The following is a 19,034-nucleotide window of genomic DNA, read 5'->3' on the forward strand; positions in this document are numbered from 1 at the left end:
CATCAGCACTTCCCGTGCTTGCCACTTAAGGCGGATGTCCTCTATCTCATAAATATACGCATCTCGCGTTCATTAATCGACTCGTCAGTCAGTAATTGTACTATTTTTTATGTTTGATGTACAGTCTAGCACTTTTAAAATGACGATATTTAAATTTATAAAAAACTTCAGTACACATAGTCGATAACATGAAACCTAAAGCAATAGCACCAGTAACAATTGCTACTCGTAGAAGCAAATTCTCTCCTTGACTATAATCCCCCACAACTAAAGCACGTACTGCTTGATAAGCAGGCACGCCCGGGACTAACGGTACTAAGGCAGGAATATTAAAGACCGTCACTGGACTTTTTTTAATGCGTGCAAAACACAAGCCCAAAATACCTATCAAAAAGGCGCCAATTAAATTTGAAATCATTCGCCCAAATCCCAAATTAAAGCAAGTCCAATATACCATCCAGCCCACTGTGCCACTGACTCCTGACAGGTGAAGATCGCGATGAGGTATATTAATAGTTAATGCAAAACCCACCGAAGCTACATAAGAAAAAATGACATTAATAATAATTTCTAACCAAAGTGGCATTTTTATACTCCTATGAATTTAAGTACAAGTGCAACTCCACCGCCTAAAGCTAAAGCGGTTAACACAGCCTCGCACATTCGCATAATCCCTGATAATAAATCTCCCATGAATAGATCTCGCAAAGCATTAGTAATTGCCAAGCCTGGGACTAAAGTCATCAGAGCGCCGATCAAAATATTATCAGTAATCATTTGTGGATTAAAATGATTGAGTAATACTGCCAAGATCCCCATGACCATTGCTGCAATTAGCTCTGATAAAAAACGAATCTTAGTATATTTTTTAAACTCATAATACGACCAAAAACCAACAGCCCCTACTAAGGCAGCACCTGGGAAATCAACCCAGTCGTAATTATCCATAAACAAAACCATCAAGGTAGCAGACAATACAGCAGCTCCCAATACCTGGAGCCACATTGGGAAAGTAGGTGCTTGTGATACTAAAGCAATCTTTTCTTTTAATTCAGAAAGAGTGATTTTTTCAACTGCAAATTGGCGCGACAAGTCATTAACCCGGTCTACTAATTCCAAATTGATGTTGCGATCACGAATTTGTTTCATCTGACTTAGCTTGCCACCATCTAAGCTCATGAAAACACAGGTTGGCGTCGCAAAAACACGCGGATCATCAATTCCGGCATTGCGAGCAATTCTGAGCATTGTATCTTCTACCCGATACATTTCGCTCCCGCCTTCGATCATTAGTCGGCCCGCAGTTAAACAAATATCCATTACTTCTTGATAAAATTGGACATCCCGCTTCTCAGACATAGTTTTAGCCTCAGTTCATAGTTTCAATATCGATGGTCTTGTCGATCCAATCACCGCGGAAAAAGTCACGTTCGTGACTAACAATAATGACTCCGCCTGGGAAGTTAACAATCGCTTTTCTCAAAGCATCCTTGGTATCGTTATCCAAGTGATTAGTAGGTTCATCAAGGAAAAGCAAATTAGCTGGTTCAAACTGCATCTTAGCTAATTTTACTTTTTCCTGTTCCCCACCAGAAAGTTCCTTTAGCGGACTCATTGCTTGTTGTGCAGTTAAGCCCATGCGTGCCAGCGCTTGTCGCAATTCCTTTGGCTTTTTGCGTTCAAATTCTTCTTGTAAATATTGGAGTGGAGTCATGTTGCTATTAGGCCAGGTTAGATCTTGCTTGAAGTAAGCCAACTTTGCAGTAACAGATAACTCATATGAACCATAAATTGGCTTTAATTGCCCTAACAATGTCTTAAGCAAGGTAGTCTTACCAATTCCGTTAAAACCAGTAATCGCCACTTTTTCATCCCCACCAACAGAGAAATTGAAGGCTGACTTGACCAAAGCATGGTCGTAACCGATGACCAAATCTTGCGTCTGTAGCAACAAATTAGAAGCAGTCGCAACATATGGAAATTCAAAGCGTGCCTTGCGGTTGTTTTTTGGCGGTGTCAAAACATCCATCCGCGCCAGCTGCCTTTCCCGTGACTTAGCACTCTTAGCACGTGTACCCGCCTTGTTCTTGCGAATATAGGCCTCAGTCTTAGCAATCTTGCGTTGCTGGTTAGCATAAGCCTTCAAGTAGGTCTCACGGTTGGCTGCTTTTTGCCGCAAGGCTTGCTTCAACGTTCCTGTATAACGGGTAATTATGCCAAAATCGATATCGATAATGCAGTTAGTGATTCGGCCTAAAAAGTCATAGTCATGGCTGACCACGATAAACGCACCATCAAAATTATTCAAATAATCAACTAACCAATCAATGTGAGAGACATCCAGATAGTTAGTCGGTTCATCTAGTACCAAGACATCTGGACTTTGCAAAAGTAATTTAGCCAAAATAATTTTTGAGCGCTGACCACCAGATAACTTTGAAACATCATGGTCATAGCCCAGATCGGCTAAGCCCAATCCTGACGCAACCTGTTCAATCTCAGTATCAATGTCATAAAAATTATTTTCTTCTAAATAAGTCTGTACCTTGCCGGCTTTTTCTAACAGGGCTTCGTCCCCGTTTTCGGCATATTTGGCATACAGATCATTCAACTCTTTTTCTTTTTGAAATAATTGATCAAACGCCGTCCGCAAAAAGCTACGAATTGTTACGCCAGGTGCTAATTTGGCATACTGGTCCAAATAACCAACATCAATTTTATTTTGCCAAGTTACTTGACCATCATCGGGCAAAATTTCACCCGTTAAAATCTTAATTAACGTTGACTTACCAACACCATTTTGACCAGTAACCCCCATATGGTCTTCTTTGTTAAGCACAAAGTTGGCATCTTCATATAAAGTTTTATCAATAAAACTCTGGCTTAAATCTTTAACAGTTAATAAACTCATTTTTCATCCCTTAATTATTGTTCAGCTGATTCGTGTTCTTTTTCATAATTTTGTAGCGCATCAAGCACACGAGGCCAATAGCGTTTAGGCAAAATTAATTGCAAATGGTCGTGATAAATTGGAAAATCACTGGCCTTCATACCGGTGATTTTAGCCAATTCTTGGTCGGTCAGCTTATATTTATAAACAATACGCTTAATTTCGACTGAAGCATGTCCTCTGAAATAAGACAAGCCGAAGAAAAAGATGGCAAAAACACCAGCTATAATAATTGATAGCTGCAAATTCATTCTAAAGCTGTGCAAGCAAATAAAAAATACGGCAATAAAAGAAATTAGAGCTGAAATTATGCCGTAAATAACTGGAAATATTGATTCTTTTTCTTTCTTTTGCATAATCTTTTCCTTCCTAATTGAGACCTAGTAACTTTACGAACTTAGCAAAAATTGTTAAAGTTTGCAAGATACGACGTTTTCATTATTTTTTACATAAGTTAAGTATACTTAGCAAAAATGAAATTGCACGAAGAAAGAAGAAAAATGAGCCAAGAAAAGCAAAAATACTATTTTTTCCCACTTCGTTTTCAACAACAGGACTTAAAGATTGAACTAGTTTTGCCTCAAATTACGCAAGCTGAGGCACTTTATCAAGCTGTTGTCCGCGATCGAAAGCAATTAGGTCAATGGCTAGCCTGGGCTGATCAAATGCACTCAGCTAACGATGAAGCAAAATTTATTAAGCAAATTCAAACCAAAATGTCCCAGCAGACGATGCTTGTGCTCACTATTTTAGTCAATGGCGAACCTAGCGGCATGATCGACTTGCATAAGCTAGTGCCAAATAAAAAAGCCGAGATTGGCTATTGGCTTGCTAGCAAGTATCAAGGCCGCGGCATTGTTACTAAGAGTGTAACGGCGTTATGCCAATATGCCTTTAGTGAATTGAACTTGCAATACATTGATCTGCTCGTTGCCGTTGGCAATGACAAGAGCAGCAATGTCGCAAAGCGTTGCGGTTTTAAATTAATGGGGATTGAGCCAAAATTAATTAATGGCTATGACGGCCAAATTTTTAGATTAATTCGACGTTAAAACTACTTTGTTCGCTTGTCATTGCGTTAAATATTAGGTAAACTAATAAAACAAGTGTTTGGAATCTTAACACTTTACTACCAAAACAAACTCAAATATAATTATGTTATACGATGCTTAGCATCAATGAGTGGTCGGCTCATGGTCAATCTGATTCTAATGCAGGACATAAGGGCCTGACGGGTCGCAGGGACCAAAATAAACCTGATATTATATATCTAAGACATAAGGGCTTAGCTGGTGGCAGACACCAAAATTAAACCGACTTAAGAGTTCACGAGTTTGTGAACTCTTTTTTATTGGAGAAAAAAGAGATGAATCGCAACTTATTTAAAAACGCAAATTTAAAAGAAATCGGACAATTACGTCGTTATATGTCGATTATTTATGATAATGCTGACTTTTACAGCAAACACTTTGTAAACAAAACCATTATCTACACTACTAAGAATAAAAAAATCGAACTTACTGCTAGAAGAGATAATTTTATGCATTTGTGTGGAGTAACGTATATCGACGGTCCAAGAAAATTTTTAATGATGCATTAGATCAAAAAATACAAATCAAAAAAATACTTATAAAAAAAGATGGGTCTACCTTTCAAAAATTACAAATTATGAATCAATTTCAAGAAATGCTTGGACCACATTTAAGATTAACAGGACGCAGTAATTTTACATATTTAAAATTTGATCACTCTATACGTACCAACAAAAGCATACTAGCTCTTGCACTATTAAATAATCAAAACTACATGATACCTATCTCTTTATTAAATCTAAAATTTATTCATCCTTTTCCAAATGGAGAAAAAATAATAAAAATAGAATCTCGAGATCTAAAAACTGGTAAAATTACTATTCTCAACTAAAACCAACCAGTCAGATCTTTAATAATGAAAAAGATAATTGGAACTAACAATGATGGTAAAAAATTTAGCGTTTTGACATCACGAATTTTTAATAAGGCCAAGCCAGAGCAGGCAATCAAAAAACCACCAACAATAGAAATCTCGGTTACCAGTGGACCCGTGAAAAAGCTAGCCGACAGAAATTTAGCAACCAAGTAAATACTACCCTGCCAGCAAAATAGCACTGGAGCAACAACGAGCATCCCCCAGCCAAAGCTTGCGCCAAAAACCATCGAGGTCACAAAATCCAACGTTGCATTAGTAAACAACATCGTATAGTCAACCTTAACTGCGGCAATTACTGGTCCCACAATTGACAAGGCACCAATACAACAAAGCAAAATTTCGGTGGCCAGACCTTTGCCTAAGTTTGATTTGCCCGTCTTTTCTACTAAGCGATCAAAATGACCAGAAATATCCCAAGCCGTGCCGCATAAACCACCAAGGGCTAAGCTGACAATAAATAAAACCGGATAATAACTCTTGGGCATATTATTAGTGACATTTTCCCAGCCAATTCCTAAGGCTGCTAAACCCATCGCAATAAAGAGCACATCTTCAAATCGTTTGTTGATTCCTTTTTTCAAAAAACAGCCAATACTAGTTCCTACTAATAAAGCCAATGTATTTACAATTGTTCCAATCATCCTTCTCACCTCTTAAGCTTATTTTACCGCAGAAAAAAAGTATCCTTGTCGGATACTTTTTCTATTTACCAGTGAAAATGCCAACCACTGCTTGATGATGAACTTGAACTAGACGAACTGCCCGTTCCTTTTCCTTCACCATAGCCAGAATTAGAACCGCCGGCTGGCTTATCCTGATTTTGATCATAAATCTGATAGTTTGTAAAAGCCTGCGGATCATCCCACTTAATGTGATTGTTCTGATCATTCAACTCATTCTGCCGTGTTTCCTCGTTATTAAGCGTTTGGGTCGATAAATTCAAATTCTTGCGAATTCTATCAGAAGTCTTTTGCAATTCCTTAGTTGAAGCAACTTGAATTGAGGCTCCATCAATCCAGGCATCATGACCTTGAATATAGCTACTCTTCATATTTTTAATACAGCCACGATAATTCAACGCCAAGCTTAACATATCGTTGAAGGTCAAATTAGTTTTCACATACTTATTGAAGACATCAACTAGCTTGCGGTAATTGCTGATGGTATTAACTGACATGGCCTTGTGGGCAATTGCCTCAATTACTTGACGCTGGCGCATCTGACGACCATAGTCACCACGCGGATCTTCTTTTCTCATCCGCACATAAGCTACGGCATGCCGACCATTCAAGTGCTGTTTACCCTTGTGGAAATCACACCAGTCATATGAAAAGTCAAACGGCACATTCACGTCAACACCGCCAACTGCATTAACTAAGCTCTTCAATGCCTTCATATTAACTTCAAGATAATAGTTGATTGGCACATTAAGCATGGACGAGACCGTCTTCATACTTGCTTCGTGTCCACCAATTTCATAAGCAGAGTTCACCCGGAACATAAAGTATTTGTCGCCTGGATCGCCCTTAATATCTGCTAAAGTGTCACGTGGAATTGAGGTCATCGTTGCCGAGTTCTTTTGCGGATTAGCCGTTGCTAAAATCATGGTATCCGAATTTCCCCGATCATGCCGGCCTTCAATTCCTTGGTCAACTCCCAATACTAAAATTGAAATTGGCTGTCGATTAGCAATTTTAGCTGAAGTAGCAGTATTGCCGCCGTTTTTGCCATCAATCACGCTGTGAACAGTAAAATACATATGCGCTGTCCAGGCTACGCCGAAGCAAACAGCCAACAAGGCTACCACTCCAACTAGTCGAGCCAAGAAATTCCCTGGTCTTAACGCTGACGCATCTGCCGCAAATGCACGATTACGGTGAAGATTAAGCGATGAACGACGAGCACGATAATCTTCTCTTCGTTTTGGATTTTGGTCCATTCTTTTGATCTTTTCCCTTCGAAATTAATAGAAGTTAGTTTATTTGTATCACTTTTCGTCTCTAGATAAAATAAAAATACCGATAATTAATAATAACTTATTTTTTGCGAAAAATAGCATAACAAGCTAAGATGTATACAAATTGAAATAATTATGGAGGAAAATTATGGCGATACCAAACAGAAATGAAGTCCCAGAAGAACTTAAGTGGGATTTGACCCGAATTTTTAAAAATGATGAAGAATGGGAACAAGCCTATGCAGCTGCCCAAGAAAAAGTCGATCAACTCGGTGAATTAAAAGGCACATTAGCAAAATCTGGCAAGGATTTGTACGAAGGTTTAACCAAGATTTTGGCCGTTAAGCGCGAGGTGGAAAATATTTATGTTTATGCCACCATGTCCAGTGATGTTGATACGGCTAATTCACATTATCTAGGCTACGTCAGCCGAGTGCAAAGCTTAGCTAACCAATTTGAAGCCGCTACTAGTTTTATTAACCCAGAAATCTTGAGCATCCCTAGTGACAAGCTAGCTGAATTTAAGCAAGCTGAACCAAGACTAAAGAATTACGCTCACTACCTGGAAATGATTACTAATAAGCGCCCTCACACCCTGCCAGCTGAACAAGAAAAATTAATCGCTGACGCTGGGGATGCTTTGGGCGTTTCCGAAAATACTTTTAACGTTTTGACCAATTCCGACATGGAATACGGCTACGTCCAAGATGATGATGGCAATATGGAACAATTGTCCGACGGTTTGTACTCATTATTAATTCAATCACAAAACCGTGACGTCAGAAAAGGTGCCTTTGATACACTTTATGCCACTTATGGACAGTTCCAAAATTCCTTGGCTTCAACTTTGTCTGGCGTTGTAAAAAAGCACAACTATAACGCACGTGTGCACAAGTATAATTCAGCTCGTGAAGCTGCTTTAGCCGATAATGGCGTACCCGTAGCAGTTTATGACACTTTAATCCAGGAAGTTGATTCACACCTAGACTTACTTCACCGTTATGTTGCGCTACGTAAAAAGATCTTAGGCCTGAAGGATCTGCAAATGTGGGACATGTATGTGCCACTAACCGGAAGACCTTCTCTTTCATACAATTTCGAAGAAGCAAAAGAGACAGCAAAAAAGGCTTTGGCTCCACTTGGTGAAGACTACTTGAAGCATGTTGACTATATTTTTAATAATCGTGTCATCGACCCAATAGAATCTAAAAACAAGGTAACTGGTGCCTACTCCGGTGGTGCTTATGATACCGATCCTTATGAATTGCTCAACTGGGAAGATAACATCGATTCACTTTATACTTTAGTCCACGAAACTGGTCACTCCGTTCACTCCTGGTACACTCGCAATACTCAACCTTACGTTTACGGCGACTATCCAATCTTTGTGGCTGAAATTGCTTCAACTACTAATGAAAATATTTTGACCGAATATTTCTTAGACCACATTACCGATTCTAAGACGCGGGCCTTTATCTTAAATTACTACCTTGATTCATTTAAAGGCACTTTATTCCGTCAAACTCAATTTGCCGTGTTTGAACAATTCTTGCACGAAGCCGATGCTAAAGGAGAACCACTGACTGCTGACACTTTAGACGATGTTTATGGTCAAATTAATCAGCATTATTACGGCGATAGCGTTGAACCAGGCGGCGATATTGCGCTTGAATGGTCACGAATTCCACACTTCTACTACAATTTCTATGTGTACCAATATGCGACTGGCTTTGCGGCTGCAACGGCATTAGCAAACAAGGTGGTTCATGGAACGCCTGCTGAGAGGGATGCCTACCTTGGTTTCCTTAAAGCTGGTTCAAGTGATTACCCAACTGAGATCATGAAGCGCGCCGGCGTGGACATGACCAAGCCAGACTACTTGGAGGATGCATTCAAGACTTTTGAAAAGCGGTTGAATGAATTTGAGAATTTGATTGAGAAGTAAGAAGAAATAAATATGCTTCATTACTCACAAAAATACATTGACGATGTATTAGTCCGCTTTGCTTACCATTCAAATGCCATTCTTGATCATTGAAAAAGACGATAAAGCTCAATACATTACTTATGAGGCTGACCAAGATATAACAAGTCTTACCCAGTATGCAAAGCAAAAGTTAACCGAAGAACAAAAGCGCTATGAAATCTTTGAACAGAATTATCAGGCTCAAAAAGATTTTGACGAAAATCATCAATAATCGCGCTCATATAAAAATAATCGATATCATTTCGTGAGATTTGATATCGATTTTTTGTTGATGATCTTGATTTATTGCTTGGCATATTTATCGCTCAATATGTATAATACGTATATAAGTATTATAGTGCGAGAAAAGGTGGAAAATATGGCTGAAACTTTATATAAAAAGGTCGTTAAAAATGGTTCTTCCTTAGCTATCAATATCCCAGCTAAGGAAGTAAAAGAGCAAAATCTCAAAGTAGGCGATATTGTTGAAGTAAAAATCAAAAAATCAGACCGTCCTAATTCTGAAAATTTAAAAGAAATAGATGGCTTAATCTCTGATTACTGGGATATGTTAGAGTACTTAAAGGATAAGTAGTCAATGAAGATCAATTATCTAACAGAAAAGGATATTTTAGTAATCAATGCAAGGGTTATTCAAAGAGAAGGTGCAACGGGACAAAAACCTCACGTTAGGGATGCAGAAGCCCTTCATTTTTTAATTGCTCAACCTAAGCAAACTAGTTTTGGACAAGAATTATATCCGTCTTTTGCTGAAAAAGCTGGGATTTTATTAATTAAATTAGTTAAAAAGCATGTTTTTGAAGATGCAAATAAACGAACTACAGCAATTGCATTCTTACTATTTTTAAGACGAAACTCTTATGAATTAACCTGTGATTGGCAAGATCTAGCAAATCAAATCTTAAAGATTGCTCAAATAGATGACAATGAACTAAATTACCAAGAAATTTACCAATGGATTAACCAAGTAATTCATGAAAATTAAAAAATCGGTATCATTTCACTAGATTTGATACTGATTATTTGTTAATGATCCTGATTTTTCAAAAATTTCCTTGACTTCTTCTTTTCATCGTCGTATTATAATGACAATTAAATTAATAAAAGCTTAGAAGAGATGAGTAATTACTTAAGACTTCTGCAGAGAGTCGGAGTTGGTGCAAGCCGATGTAGTCGAGAGTAACGAATATGGTCTTGGAGCTATTTTAAAGAGCAAGCTGTTAAGTAAGCAATTTACGAGTGACGATCGTTACCCCGTCCGAGTATTCCCAATTTTGGGAGCACTTAGTAAGGAGTTAGTTGGGAAGCTAACTTGAATTTGGGTGGTAACACGCTTAGGCGTCCCTAGCATAGAAGTTCTATGCTAAGGGCGCTTTTTATTTTGCTTATTTAATTTTTCAGAAAGGAGCCAGACAATGGATAAACCTATCAAAACTACAAGTTCACGAATCATCATCAGTAAAAAGGCATTTAATCGAATGTGCACCCTTGTCTGGTTGATCTTGATTATCATCGGACTTTTCATCGTTAAATAAAACATCGAAGCAAAACTAAGGAGAAAAATTATGACGGAATTACATTACGATATCGTTGGTAGCTTTTTAAGACCTGCAGAATTAAAAAAGGCTCGCGCAGAATTTGAAGAAGGAAAGATTAAGCAAGAAGAATTAACTCATGTTGAAAATAAAGAGATCAGAGAATTAGTTCAAAAAGAGATTGATCATGGTCTTAAAATCGTAACTGATGGTGAATTTAGAAGAAGTTACTGGCACCTCGATACTTTCTGGGGCTTTGGGGGTATTAAACATACTAAGCAGGCCCACGGCTATTTCTTCCATGATGAAGAAACTCGTAACGACTCTGCCCAAGTTGAGGGGAAAATTAAATTTACTGGTAAACATCCAGATCTTTCATCATTTGAATACTTAAAAAAGGTTGTCGATGAAACTGGCGCTAACGTAATCCCACGGCAAAGTATTCCAGCTCCCGCACAATTTTACGCAGAACTTGTTCGTGGAGAAGAAAATATTGCCGCACTTAAAAAGATTTATAGTTCAGAAGAAGATTTACTCACCGATATTTCTAAAGCATACCGAGACTTAATTTTAGCCTTATACGATGCAGGATGTCGCGACATTAAACTCGATGACTGTACTTGGGGTATGATTGTAGATAAGCGCTATTGGAAAAGTCATTTACAAGATGACTTTTCATTAGACGACCTTAAAAGAAAATACTTGAAGCTTAACAATGATGCAATCAAAGATTTGCCAACAGATTTGCGAATATCAACTCATATTTGTCGCGGTAACTATCACTCAACTTGGGCAGCTCAAGGAGGTTACGGCCCAGTAGCAGATTACGTTTTTGCTAAAGAAAATGTCGACGCCTTTTATCTTGAATTTGACAATGATAGATCTGGCAGTTTTGATCCAATTGCACAAATTCCTAACGACAAACTTGTTGTCTTAGGTGTAGTAACTAGTAAAAAAGCAGAATTAGAAGATCCACAAAAATTAATCGCTAGAATTAAAGAAGCTGCTGAATTCCACCCACTAAATAGTCTCGCTTTAAGCACACAGTGTGGCTTTGCCTCAACTGAAGAAGGCAACACTTTAACCGAAGATGACCAGTGGCAAAAGATCAAGTTGGTTGTCGACACTGCCAAGCAAGTTTGGAGCTAAATGGCAATTAACTAGTTAAAATAAAGATAAATAGATTTAGACAAAGGAGAAAAAAATCATGGGAAAAGTTGAAAGTTTTGAATTAGATCATACTAAAGTTAAGGCACCTTACGTTCGTTTAATCACTGTTGAAAAAGGCCAAAAAGGTGACCAGATTAGCAACTTCGATTTGCGTTTAGTTCAACCTAATAAGAACGCCATTCCTACTGGCGGCTTGCACACGATTGAACACCTTTTAGCCGGTCTTTTACGTGACCGAATTGACGGCTACATTGACTGTTCACCATTTGGCTGTCGGACTGGCTTCCATCTTTTAGTTTGGGGCACCCCATCAACTACTGAAGTTGCCAAGGCACTTAAGGAGTCATTAGAAGAAATCCGTGACAACATTAAATGGGAAGACGTACCAGGAACGACAATTGAATCTTGTGGTAATTATCGCGACCACTCATTATTCTCAGCTAAGCAATGGTCAAGAGATATTTTGGCTGAAGGCATTTCTGATGACCCATTTGAAAGACATGTGGTTGAATAAAATTTAAAGGTTTAACTGAAAAATAGTAAATAATTAAAAAAGCTAGCAATTCATTTTAGTGAACTACTAGCTCTTATTTTTTCACTTATATCATCCCGGCAACTAAGCCAACTATATACAAAAAGACACAGCAGACTACCAAATACAAACCGCCCCACTTGACCGTTTCTTTTAGGATCTCGCCTTCGTCTCCCTCACGATTAATTGAGCCGGTTGCTACTGCAATATTCTGCGGTGAGAGCATCCCTGCCGTGGCCCCTGTCATGTTCGAGGCTACAACCCAGTACTTACTTACGCCTAAGTCCGTTGCTGCAGTATACTGCAAATTACCAAATAAAACATTAGCTGATGTAGCAGATCCTGTTAAAAATGTTCCTAGTGCACCAATTAACGGCGCAAACAATGGATAAACTGGTCCTAAAAGGCCAACCAAGGCCACTGCTAATGCATTCGTCATACCAGCATAAACCATTACTTTAGCTAAGCCCACAATCGCACAAACCGTAATCGTCGTTTTCCACACGCTTTTTATCGATTGTCCTAATATTTGCATCATTTTTTTCAAGCTGACACCCTGAATCGCTCCACCAATTAATGTAGCTACAAAAATTAATGTTCCAGGAGAAGATAACCAACTAATTGACAATGTATTTGGGTTCTTTCCTGTATAAACAACAAGATTAGTGGTTACTTTATTAAGTACATCATTGACAGTTGGAACTAATGAAGAAGCAAAGATCACGAAGATAAAGACCAAAATAAATGGTGAACACGCCTTGAGCATTTCCTTAGCATGTGGACGTAAAACATCTGACTCTTCTTCATTATCATGCCATCTAGTTAATAAGACTGTAATCGCAATTGAACACAATGAGCCAACAATTGCAGGCAATTCTGCCCCTACAAATTTTGCAGCTATTACCTGGGGAATAGCCATTCCCAGTCCTGACATCAATGTAATAAAGCCTACACCTTTAATTGCCTTAATGCTGCCTTCAGTCAAGATAACTAAAATAAATGGTACCAGTATTACCAAAATAGATAATTGCAATGTCACGATGAAGGATAGTTTTTCTTGATGTAGACCCGTCACTTCAGCTAAAGTTAAAACTGGTAATCCAATTGCACCAAAAGCCGTCGCAGTTGTATTAGCAATCAAACTAATGACTGACGCGCGAATCGGATCCAAGCCAAAGGCAATCAATATTCCTGCCGCAATTGCTACCGCAGTCCCAAAGCCAGCGATTGATTCTAAAAAGCCACCAAATCCCCAAGCAATAATCAAAACAATAATCCGCTTATCGGTTGAAATCGTCGCCAGCATATTTTGAATAGTTTCCATACCGCCAGATTCTGTAGTAACGTTATATGCAAACAAAGCCATGACAATAACAAACATAATCGGCCAAATGCCCATGATAATGCCTTCTAGCGCCCCACTTGCCGTATCTAGCACCGATAATTTAAAACTAAAGACTGCTAACACCATCGTCAAAATTAAGCCAATGACACAAGCGCGTGCAGCTGGCATTCGCATAACTCCCAGCGAAATAATCAACCAAACGATCGGCAACAATGCGATCGCAAATCTAATCCACATCAAAAGTCTCCATCATTAAAAGTATCTCTTAATATTTAATCATTATTTAGGTAAAAAGTTAAAATTAGATACCAAACTTTAGCGAAAATTACAATTTTCACAAATTTTACTTGCAAGTTTCGCCAACAAACTATATAACAATTAATAGAAAGTAAATTTTCTCACATCATTTCAGAACTACTCCGTGGAACAGAGTAGTTCTTTTTTACACCAAAAAAGCCAGGCTGACTAGCTCAACCTGGCTTTTAATTTTAACGATGTTTAATCACATGAAGAGTATAAGCGACTAAATAGATTACTACCTCAATCGTTGCAATAAAGAATGTTACCGGCCAGTTGGTAATGAAGCCGAGATATAATCCGGCCCATACACCAACCAAGGCAAAGAAAACAGACCAACCGATCATCGCCGGGATCGTTTTGCCAATATAACGGGCTGTTGAAGAAGGCAGCGTTAGCAAAATGAAGACCAGCAATGAACCAACGATCTGGGCTCCGATCGCTACTGACATGGCTAAGGAAACCAAAAAGGCAATGCCAACCCAGCCAGTGTGTACACCGTGGGCCACGGCTCCAATATGATCAAAGGAATCAAAATTCAGGCTGCGCGCTACCAAAATAATCAGCAGCAAAACCAAAATTGATAAAACAACTAATTGAATTACGCCTTGCTTATCAACGCCGATGATACTACCGAACAAAATATTCGTCGCATAACGGCTATTCGAGCCCGAGATAGCTAAGAAAAGTACCCCTAGCCCAATAAACAAGGCCGAAATCGCACTAATTGATGATTCCTTTTGATCACTGTGCAAGGACAATTCGCCAACGCCAATCGAACCTAGCAGGGTGAACAAGAGCATCCCCCATAACGGCGCAATCCCGATAAACACGGCAAAGGCCGCCCCAGCAAAACCAATTTCAGACAAGGTGTGAGCTAGGAAAGCATAATTACGTGCTACCACATAGACGCCAACTACCCCACAGGTAATTGCAATAAAAGTACTAGCTAAGAAGGCGTAACGCATAAATTCATATTGAAACATTACTCAAAATCCTCCTTAAACTCACTCATCTTTCCCTGTCTAATTGTCCCTTTATTCAGATACAAGTAATCAGTCATGTACTTTTTAGCTAAAGGAATATCGTGGGTCACAAACAAAACGGTAATCTTGTGTTCTTGATTCAAGTGCTTAATTAAGCCCATCAATTCTTCCTTAGCAGCTGGGTCCAAACTCGCTGTTGCCTCATCCAAGATAATCACATTGGGATGATCCAGCAAAGCCTGAGCCAGGTATGCCCGTTGTTTTTGTCCACCGGAGGCTTCACCCATGCGGGTATTTTGAATTTGACTCAAATGTGTTTCTGCCAATTGATGGTCGATCTGCTCTCTCACCTTTTTAGTTTTAAATAAAGGAGCGTTCAAGCCAATAAAGGCGCGAATTGATAAAGGATATTCCGCATCGATATTGCGAAATTGAGGCACATAACCTAGTCTGACATTCTTATCAAACTTAAAGTTGCCCCCAGTCGGCTTTAGCATCCCCATCAAAATCTTAATTAAAGTAGTCTTCCCCGTTCCATTTGGTCCAAGTAGTGCCGTCATCGACCCAGCTTCAAGTTCAAAATTTAAATCTTGAAAAACAGTCTTGGTATCAAATTTCATCGAGAGATTATTTACTTCTAAAATCACTCATCACACCCCCTGCTTGACTAAAATTTATTTTCCATCTTAGCCAAATTTTGGTAGTTTTCCTTCATCCAAGCTAAGTAAGTAGTATGGTTAGGAATTGTTTCGCGTACATTCAACACTGGAATATTATTTTCCTTAGCCAATTTTACAAATGACTTCACAGTTGAGCTGCTTGCTTGCGTATTATTAACAAAGAAAGCGATCTTCTTTGCTCTAATTTCATCATTCATCTTGTTGATCATCTTTGGACTTGGGTCAGTACCATTTTCGATGGCTTCTTCAAAGTCCTTGTCACCAATCTTGTAGCCTGCTTCTTTCAAAGCATAATCAAAGACTGGCTCACTAACAAAGACCGGCTTACTATTTTTCTTGTCAGTCTTTACAAGTTGCTTAATTTGCGCAACTTTAGCTAGGTACTTTTCACCATTAGCCTTAAAGTAAGCTGCATGCTTCTTGTCGAGCTTAGACAAGCGTTTAACTAAATAATCAACATATTTAGTTGGCATACTTAAATTGTACCAAATATGAGGATTATCGCCCCTCTTCAAGCCCATCAAGTCTTCACCAACTAAGACCGGCTTTTTATTGACTGAACTAGCTAACTTATTCATCCAAGAATCGTAGCCTAAGCCGTTAGCCACAATAATATTAGCCTTAGTCAACTCCTTGGCATCGGCAGTAGTTGGTTCAAAGTCATGGGGATCGGTGCTGCTATTATTAATAATCGCCTTAGCGCTACCGTATTTACCTACAATATTCTTAGCGATATCGGAATAAACATTTGTGGTCGTTACTATGTTAATCTTATCTGAATCGCTAGCTGACTTCTTATTTGAGCATGCCGAAACAACTAAAGCCAGCACACTAACTAATCCTAAAATAGAAATCAACTTGGTAATTTTAGATTTGAAATTTTGCATAAAAATCCTCCTTGTGCAAAATAAAAAAGCATTTAATTAGAAAACTCAGCAAAAATTCTCTAATTAAAAGTTAGAATAAGCTAGTTTTGAGCTTATGTCAACTGTTTTCAGAGTACACAAATAGCACCAGAGCTGCACAAGCCTGATGCTACCGCTAATTTAAGTCAATAAAATTTTGCTGAATTTTATTCAATGCTTTGTTCTAAAATTACATTATTATATAAACATATTTTTATATAATTGTCAAACCCGACTAAAATTCTTCCTTCACGTGCTGCCGCAAAACATCCAAAATCTTAATCACGTGCGTGTCTTCTAAGCTGTAATAACGCTCTTGCTTAACTCGTTCACTCTTAACTAGCTTTGCTTCTTCTAGAATCCTTAAATGACGTGAAATAGCCGGCTGGCTCACGTCGAATTGCTTAACTAAGTTATTAACGCTGCTTTTTTGGTGATCATTTAGATAATAAAGAATTTGAATTCTAATCGGATGATTCAACGCCCTAGTAATCCGAATAATTTGCTCGTCCACTCTCTTCACCCATTCATACTTTTTAATTTATTATAGCTTAAATTTAGGTACAAAAAAACGCTACCCTTCGGGTAGCGCAAAACATAACAGAGTATCTTGATTTAAGTAGAGATCATCAAGATATTTATATTATAATACATTTTTTTACGTATTGTGTTAATTTTTGATCAATAACTGAAATTATTTTACTCTTTTTATTCGTTAGGGTCGTCCTTAACGTTCTTCTTCCAGAAACTCATGATCAAACCAGCAACAATTGAACCAATAATCGTTGCTAAGAAGTAGTACAAGATGTGGCTTGGACCACCGATGTTACCAGCAAGTGGTGATACCCAAAGACCACCGTGAGGAGCTGGAACACCAACGTGCCATAAACCAACTAAAGCACCACCAACAGCTGAACCAATGATACATGATGGAATTACACGACCTGGGTCAGCAGCAGCAAATGGAATAGCACCTTCAGTAATGAATGAGAAGCCTAATACCCAGTTAGAAACACCGGCACGACGTTCTTCTGTAGTGTACTTGTTCTTGAAGAATGTAGTACCAATTGCAGTAGCAAATGGTGGAACCATACCACCCACCATTACAGCAGCCATCAAGATAGCAGCAGTAGCTGAATGAGGGTCGTTAGCAAATGCACCTGAAGCAAAGACGTAAGCAGCCTTGTTGAAAGGACCACCCATATCGATTGACATCATACCGGCAAGGATAGTGGTCAAAAGTACCAAGTTACCAGTACCCATTCCGTTCAAGAAGTGAGTAATAGCAAAGTTAATGCCACTAAAGATTGGGTTAATGATGTAGAACATAATTGCTGCAATAAAGAGCAATCCTAAAATTGGATAGAACAGCATTGGCTTCATACCTTCAACAGAACGAGGTAATTTAGCAAATACTTTCTTCAAACCAACCATCAAGTAACCAGCAATAAAACCAGCAGCAATACCGCCTAAGAAGCCGGCTGGTGAAGTTGCGTGAGCTTGAACGTTAACTTGGAATTGACCGTTAACAATAGAGGCCATGTAACCACCAACAAAACCTGGCATTAAGGCTGGCAAATCACCGATTGATTCAGCGATATAGGCTGCCAAAACTGGAACCATGAAGGCAAACGCCAAGTTACCAGCATTGTTTAAAAAGATGAAAGCAGGAGTCTTAGCGCCACCCATGTAGTTTTCTACGATGAATGAGATGGCCATTAAGATACCTCCACCAATAACGAATGGAAGCATGTGACTAATACCATTCATCAAGTTCTTGTAGATACCTGCCCACAAACCTGGCTTCTCAGTTGATGAAGATTCAGTTGACTTGTCTTGAGCACTTGCACGGTAAACATCAGCCTTACCACCCATAATGTCATCAATCAATTCGCCTGGCTTGTTAATTCCATCAACAACAGGACGGTTAACTAAGTGCTTGCCGTCAAAACGTGGCATATCAACTTTCTTATCAGAAGCGATAATAACACCTTTAGCACGCTTGATTTCATCAGGAGTCAACTTATCCTTAACCCCTTCTGAACCGTTAGTTTCAATTCTAACTTCGATGCCGCGCTTCTTACCTTCCTTGATCAAGGCTTCTTGAGCCATGTAAGTGTGGGCAATACCGTTAATACATGCAGTAACACCAACAATCAATGGCTTGTTGTCGTCATCACTTGTACCTTGAGCCTTAGCAGCTTCCTTAGCCTTCTTAGCTTCAGCTGCCTTCTTGTCTTCTTCGTCTTTTTTAGCTTCAGCCTTTTCAAAAAGATCGATAACTTCTTCAGGAGTCTTAGTATTCTTCAAAGCTTCAACTAAATCAGGATCAATTAACAAACCTGAAAGTTTTGCTAATGCTTGAAGGTGAGTATTGTCAGCACCATCTGGTGCAGTAATCATGAAGAATAAGTGAACTGGTTGGCCATCAAGTGAATTATAGTCAATTCCTTCCTTACTCTTGGCGAATAATACGCGTGCCTTGTTAATAGATTTGTTACGTGCGTGAGGCATCGCAATTCCGCCACCAATACCAGTAGTTGATTCGTTTTCACGTGCCCAGATTGACTTAATAAAAGCATCTTCGTCGTTAACGATATCAGTTGCTACTTCAAGGTCAGCCATTTCTTTAATGGCATCTTCTTTGTTCTTAGCCTTAAGCTCCATAATCATGGAGTCAGGGCTTAAAATATCCTTGATTCTCATATTTTTCCCCTCGTTT

19 protein-coding genes, 1 pseudogene and 1 other annotated feature are annotated in these 19,034 nt (G+C 38.8%); of the genes and pseudogenes, 8 read left to right on the plus strand and 12 right to left on the minus strand.

The genetic code is table 11. The features are described 5' to 3' along the window. Positions 1-100 precede the first annotated feature (100 nt). Genes CP366_RS01040 through CP366_RS01055 form a run of 4 tightly spaced genes read right to left on the minus strand, consistent with a single transcriptional unit; the run spans position 101 to position 3,306 of the window. Positions 101-586 (minus strand): threonine/serine exporter family protein, encoded by a 486-nt coding sequence (locus CP366_RS01040; RefSeq protein WP_089145831.1) that lies wholly within the window; start codon positions 584-586, stop codon positions 101-103. 2 nt (positions 587-588) lie between these two features. Then, positions 589-1,359, minus strand: coding sequence for a threonine/serine exporter family protein (locus CP366_RS01045; RefSeq protein ID WP_013086907.1), 771 nt, complete (start codon positions 1,357-1,359; stop codon positions 589-591). A 10-nt stretch (positions 1,360-1,369) separates the two neighbouring features. Further along, a complete protein-coding gene (locus CP366_RS01050; RefSeq protein WP_089147701.1) occupies positions 1,370-2,911 on the minus strand; it encodes an ABC-F family ATP-binding cassette domain-containing protein in 1,542 nt (513 codons plus the stop codon). Between the two features lie 14 nt (positions 2,912-2,925). Continuing rightward, positions 2,926-3,306 (minus strand): hypothetical protein, encoded by a 381-nt coding sequence (locus CP366_RS01055; protein ID WP_089147702.1) that lies wholly within the window; start codon positions 3,304-3,306, stop codon positions 2,926-2,928. 144 nt (positions 3,307-3,450) lie between these two features. Between CP366_RS01055 and CP366_RS01060 the strand changes: the two genes are divergently transcribed. Both CP366_RS01060 and CP366_RS10845 read left to right on the plus strand, forming a co-directional pair. Further along, positions 3,451-4,002 carry a GNAT family N-acetyltransferase gene (locus CP366_RS01060; RefSeq protein WP_005722451.1) on the plus strand — a complete coding sequence of 184 codons (552 nt, stop codon included), beginning with the start codon at positions 3,451-3,453 and terminating at the stop codon, positions 4,000-4,002. 374 nt (positions 4,003-4,376) lie between these two features. Beyond that, a pseudogene (locus CP366_RS10845) lies at positions 4,377-4,873 on the plus strand (PBECR4 domain-containing protein). Here the strand turns inward: CP366_RS10845 and CP366_RS01070 are convergent. Continuing rightward, positions 4,870-5,559, minus strand: coding sequence for a DUF554 domain-containing protein (locus tag CP366_RS01070; RefSeq protein ID WP_089147703.1), 690 nt, complete (start codon positions 5,557-5,559; stop codon positions 4,870-4,872). The pseudogene CP366_RS10845 and the gene CP366_RS01070 overlap by 4 nt on opposite strands. A gap of 65 nt (positions 5,560-5,624) precedes the next feature. Then, on the minus strand, positions 5,625-6,857 hold the full coding sequence (locus CP366_RS01075; RefSeq protein WP_089147704.1) for an LCP family protein: 1,233 nt from the start codon (positions 6,855-6,857) through the stop codon (positions 5,625-5,627). A 166-nt stretch (positions 6,858-7,023) separates the two neighbouring features. Here CP366_RS01075 and pepF point away from each other — a divergent pair, with 166 nt between their 5' ends. The 6 genes from pepF to CP366_RS01105 all read left to right on the plus strand — a co-directional run bounded on the left by pepF (position 7,024) and on the right by CP366_RS01105 (position 12,081). Further along, positions 7,024-8,820, plus strand: a complete 1,797-nt coding sequence (gene pepF, locus CP366_RS01080) for an oligoendopeptidase F (RefSeq protein WP_089147705.1) — start codon at positions 7,024-7,026, stop codon at positions 8,818-8,820. A gap of 58 nt (positions 8,821-8,878) precedes the next feature. Next, on the plus strand, positions 8,879-9,073 hold the full coding sequence (locus CP366_RS01085) for a hypothetical protein (protein WP_089145826.1): 195 nt from the start codon (positions 8,879-8,881) through the stop codon (positions 9,071-9,073). 147 nt (positions 9,074-9,220) lie between these two features. Beyond that, positions 9,221-9,436, plus strand: a complete 216-nt coding sequence (locus CP366_RS01090) for an AbrB/MazE/SpoVT family DNA-binding domain-containing protein (RefSeq protein ID WP_005723825.1) — start codon at positions 9,221-9,223, stop codon at positions 9,434-9,436. A gap of 3 nt (positions 9,437-9,439) precedes the next feature. Beyond that, entirely contained in the window at positions 9,440-9,847 is a 408-nt protein-coding gene (locus CP366_RS01095; RefSeq protein WP_089143643.1) for a type II toxin-antitoxin system death-on-curing family toxin, read from the plus strand. A 115-nt stretch (positions 9,848-9,962) separates the two neighbouring features. Then, positions 9,963-10,211: a binding site (T-box leader), on the plus strand. Positions 10,212-10,427: 216 nt separating this feature from the next. Beyond that, entirely contained in the window at positions 10,428-11,546 is a 1,119-nt protein-coding gene (locus tag CP366_RS01100; RefSeq protein WP_089147706.1) for a 5-methyltetrahydropteroyltriglutamate--homocysteine S-methyltransferase, read from the plus strand. Between the two features lie 58 nt (positions 11,547-11,604). Next, entirely contained in the window at positions 11,605-12,081 is a 477-nt protein-coding gene (locus tag CP366_RS01105; RefSeq protein ID WP_005718152.1) for an S-ribosylhomocysteine lyase, read from the plus strand. Between the two features lie 85 nt (positions 12,082-12,166). Here the strand turns inward: CP366_RS01105 and CP366_RS01110 are convergent, their stop codons facing one another. From CP366_RS01110 to CP366_RS01135, 6 genes are all read right to left on the minus strand, one after another. Further along, positions 12,167-13,681: an L-lactate permease gene (locus tag CP366_RS01110; RefSeq protein ID WP_089147707.1), complete on the minus strand. Its 1,515-nt coding sequence runs from the start codon at positions 13,679-13,681 to the stop codon at positions 12,167-12,169. 251 nt (positions 13,682-13,932) lie between these two features. After that, complete coding sequence (locus tag CP366_RS01115) at positions 13,933-14,727, minus strand: metal ABC transporter permease (RefSeq protein WP_061205108.1); 795 nt, start codon at positions 14,725-14,727, stop codon at positions 13,933-13,935. Continuing rightward, the gene (locus CP366_RS01120) at positions 14,727-15,374 is read right to left on the minus strand and encodes a metal ABC transporter ATP-binding protein (RefSeq protein ID WP_089147708.1); all 648 of its coding nucleotides are present in this window, start codon (positions 15,372-15,374) and stop codon (positions 14,727-14,729) included. Before CP366_RS01120 ends, CP366_RS01115 begins: the two co-directional genes overlap by 1 nt. Before the next feature lie 20 nt (positions 15,375-15,394). Further along, positions 15,395-16,294, minus strand: coding sequence for a metal ABC transporter solute-binding protein, Zn/Mn family (locus tag CP366_RS01125; protein ID WP_089147709.1), 900 nt, complete (start codon positions 16,292-16,294; stop codon positions 15,395-15,397). A 253-nt stretch (positions 16,295-16,547) separates the two neighbouring features. Then, positions 16,548-16,826, minus strand: a complete 279-nt coding sequence (locus CP366_RS01130) for a helix-turn-helix transcriptional regulator (protein WP_041811225.1) — start codon at positions 16,824-16,826, stop codon at positions 16,548-16,550. Between the two features lie 194 nt (positions 16,827-17,020). Further along, positions 17,021-19,018 carry a fructose-specific PTS transporter subunit EIIC gene (locus tag CP366_RS01135; protein WP_089147710.1) on the minus strand — a complete coding sequence of 666 codons (1,998 nt, stop codon included), beginning with the start codon at positions 19,016-19,018 and terminating at the stop codon, positions 17,021-17,023. Between the last annotated feature and the right edge of the window lie 16 nt (positions 19,019-19,034).

The sequence above is a fragment of the Lactobacillus sp. UMNPBX15 genome (assembly GCF_002553785.1).
In the GTDB taxonomy this organism is placed as follows: domain Bacteria; phylum Bacillota; class Bacilli; order Lactobacillales; family Lactobacillaceae; genus Lactobacillus; species Lactobacillus crispatus.

Bases quoted from the DNA above. Each gene is read 5' to 3' on its own strand.
- CP366_RS01055 (WP_089147702.1), bottom strand. From the start codon at position 3,306: ATGCAAAAGAAAGAAAAAGAATCAATATTTCCAGTTATTTACGGCATA.
- CP366_RS01095 (WP_089143643.1), top strand. From the start codon at position 9,440: ATGAAGATCAATTATCTAACAGAAAAGGATATTTTAGTAATCAATGCA.
- CP366_RS01090 (WP_005723825.1), top strand. From the start codon at position 9,221: ATGGCTGAAACTTTATATAAAAAGGTCGTTAAAAATGGTTCTTCCTTA.
- CP366_RS01060 (WP_005722451.1), top strand. From the start codon at position 3,451: ATGAGCCAAGAAAAGCAAAAATACTATTTTTTCCCACTTCGTTTTCAA.
- CP366_RS01050 (WP_089147701.1), bottom strand. From the start codon at position 2,911: ATGAGTTTATTAACTGTTAAAGATTTAAGCCAGAGTTTTATTGATAAA.
- CP366_RS01135 (WP_089147710.1), bottom strand. From the start codon at position 19,018: ATGAGAATCAAGGATATTTTAAGCCCTGACTCCATGATTATGGAGCTT.
- CP366_RS01070 (WP_089147703.1), bottom strand. From the start codon at position 5,559: ATGATTGGAACAATTGTAAATACATTGGCTTTATTAGTAGGAACTAGT.
- CP366_RS01110 (WP_089147707.1), bottom strand. From the start codon at position 13,681: ATGTGGATTAGATTTGCGATCGCATTGTTGCCGATCGTTTGGTTGATT.
- CP366_RS01075 (WP_089147704.1), bottom strand. From the start codon at position 6,857: ATGGACCAAAATCCAAAACGAAGAGAAGATTATCGTGCTCGTCGTTCA.
- CP366_RS01115 (WP_061205108.1), bottom strand. From the start codon at position 14,727: ATGTTTCAATATGAATTTATGCGTTACGCCTTCTTAGCTAGTACTTTT.
- CP366_RS01105 (WP_005718152.1), top strand. From the start codon at position 11,605: ATGGGAAAAGTTGAAAGTTTTGAATTAGATCATACTAAAGTTAAGGCA.
- CP366_RS01040 (WP_089145831.1), bottom strand. From the start codon at position 586: ATGCCACTTTGGTTAGAAATTATTATTAATGTCATTTTTTCTTATGTA.
- CP366_RS01100 (WP_089147706.1), top strand. From the start codon at position 10,428: ATGACGGAATTACATTACGATATCGTTGGTAGCTTTTTAAGACCTGCA.
- CP366_RS01125 (WP_089147709.1), bottom strand. From the start codon at position 16,294: ATGCAAAATTTCAAATCTAAAATTACCAAGTTGATTTCTATTTTAGGA.
- pepF (WP_089147705.1), top strand. From the start codon at position 7,024: ATGGCGATACCAAACAGAAATGAAGTCCCAGAAGAACTTAAGTGGGAT.
- CP366_RS01045 (WP_013086907.1), bottom strand. From the start codon at position 1,359: ATGTCTGAGAAGCGGGATGTCCAATTTTATCAAGAAGTAATGGATATT.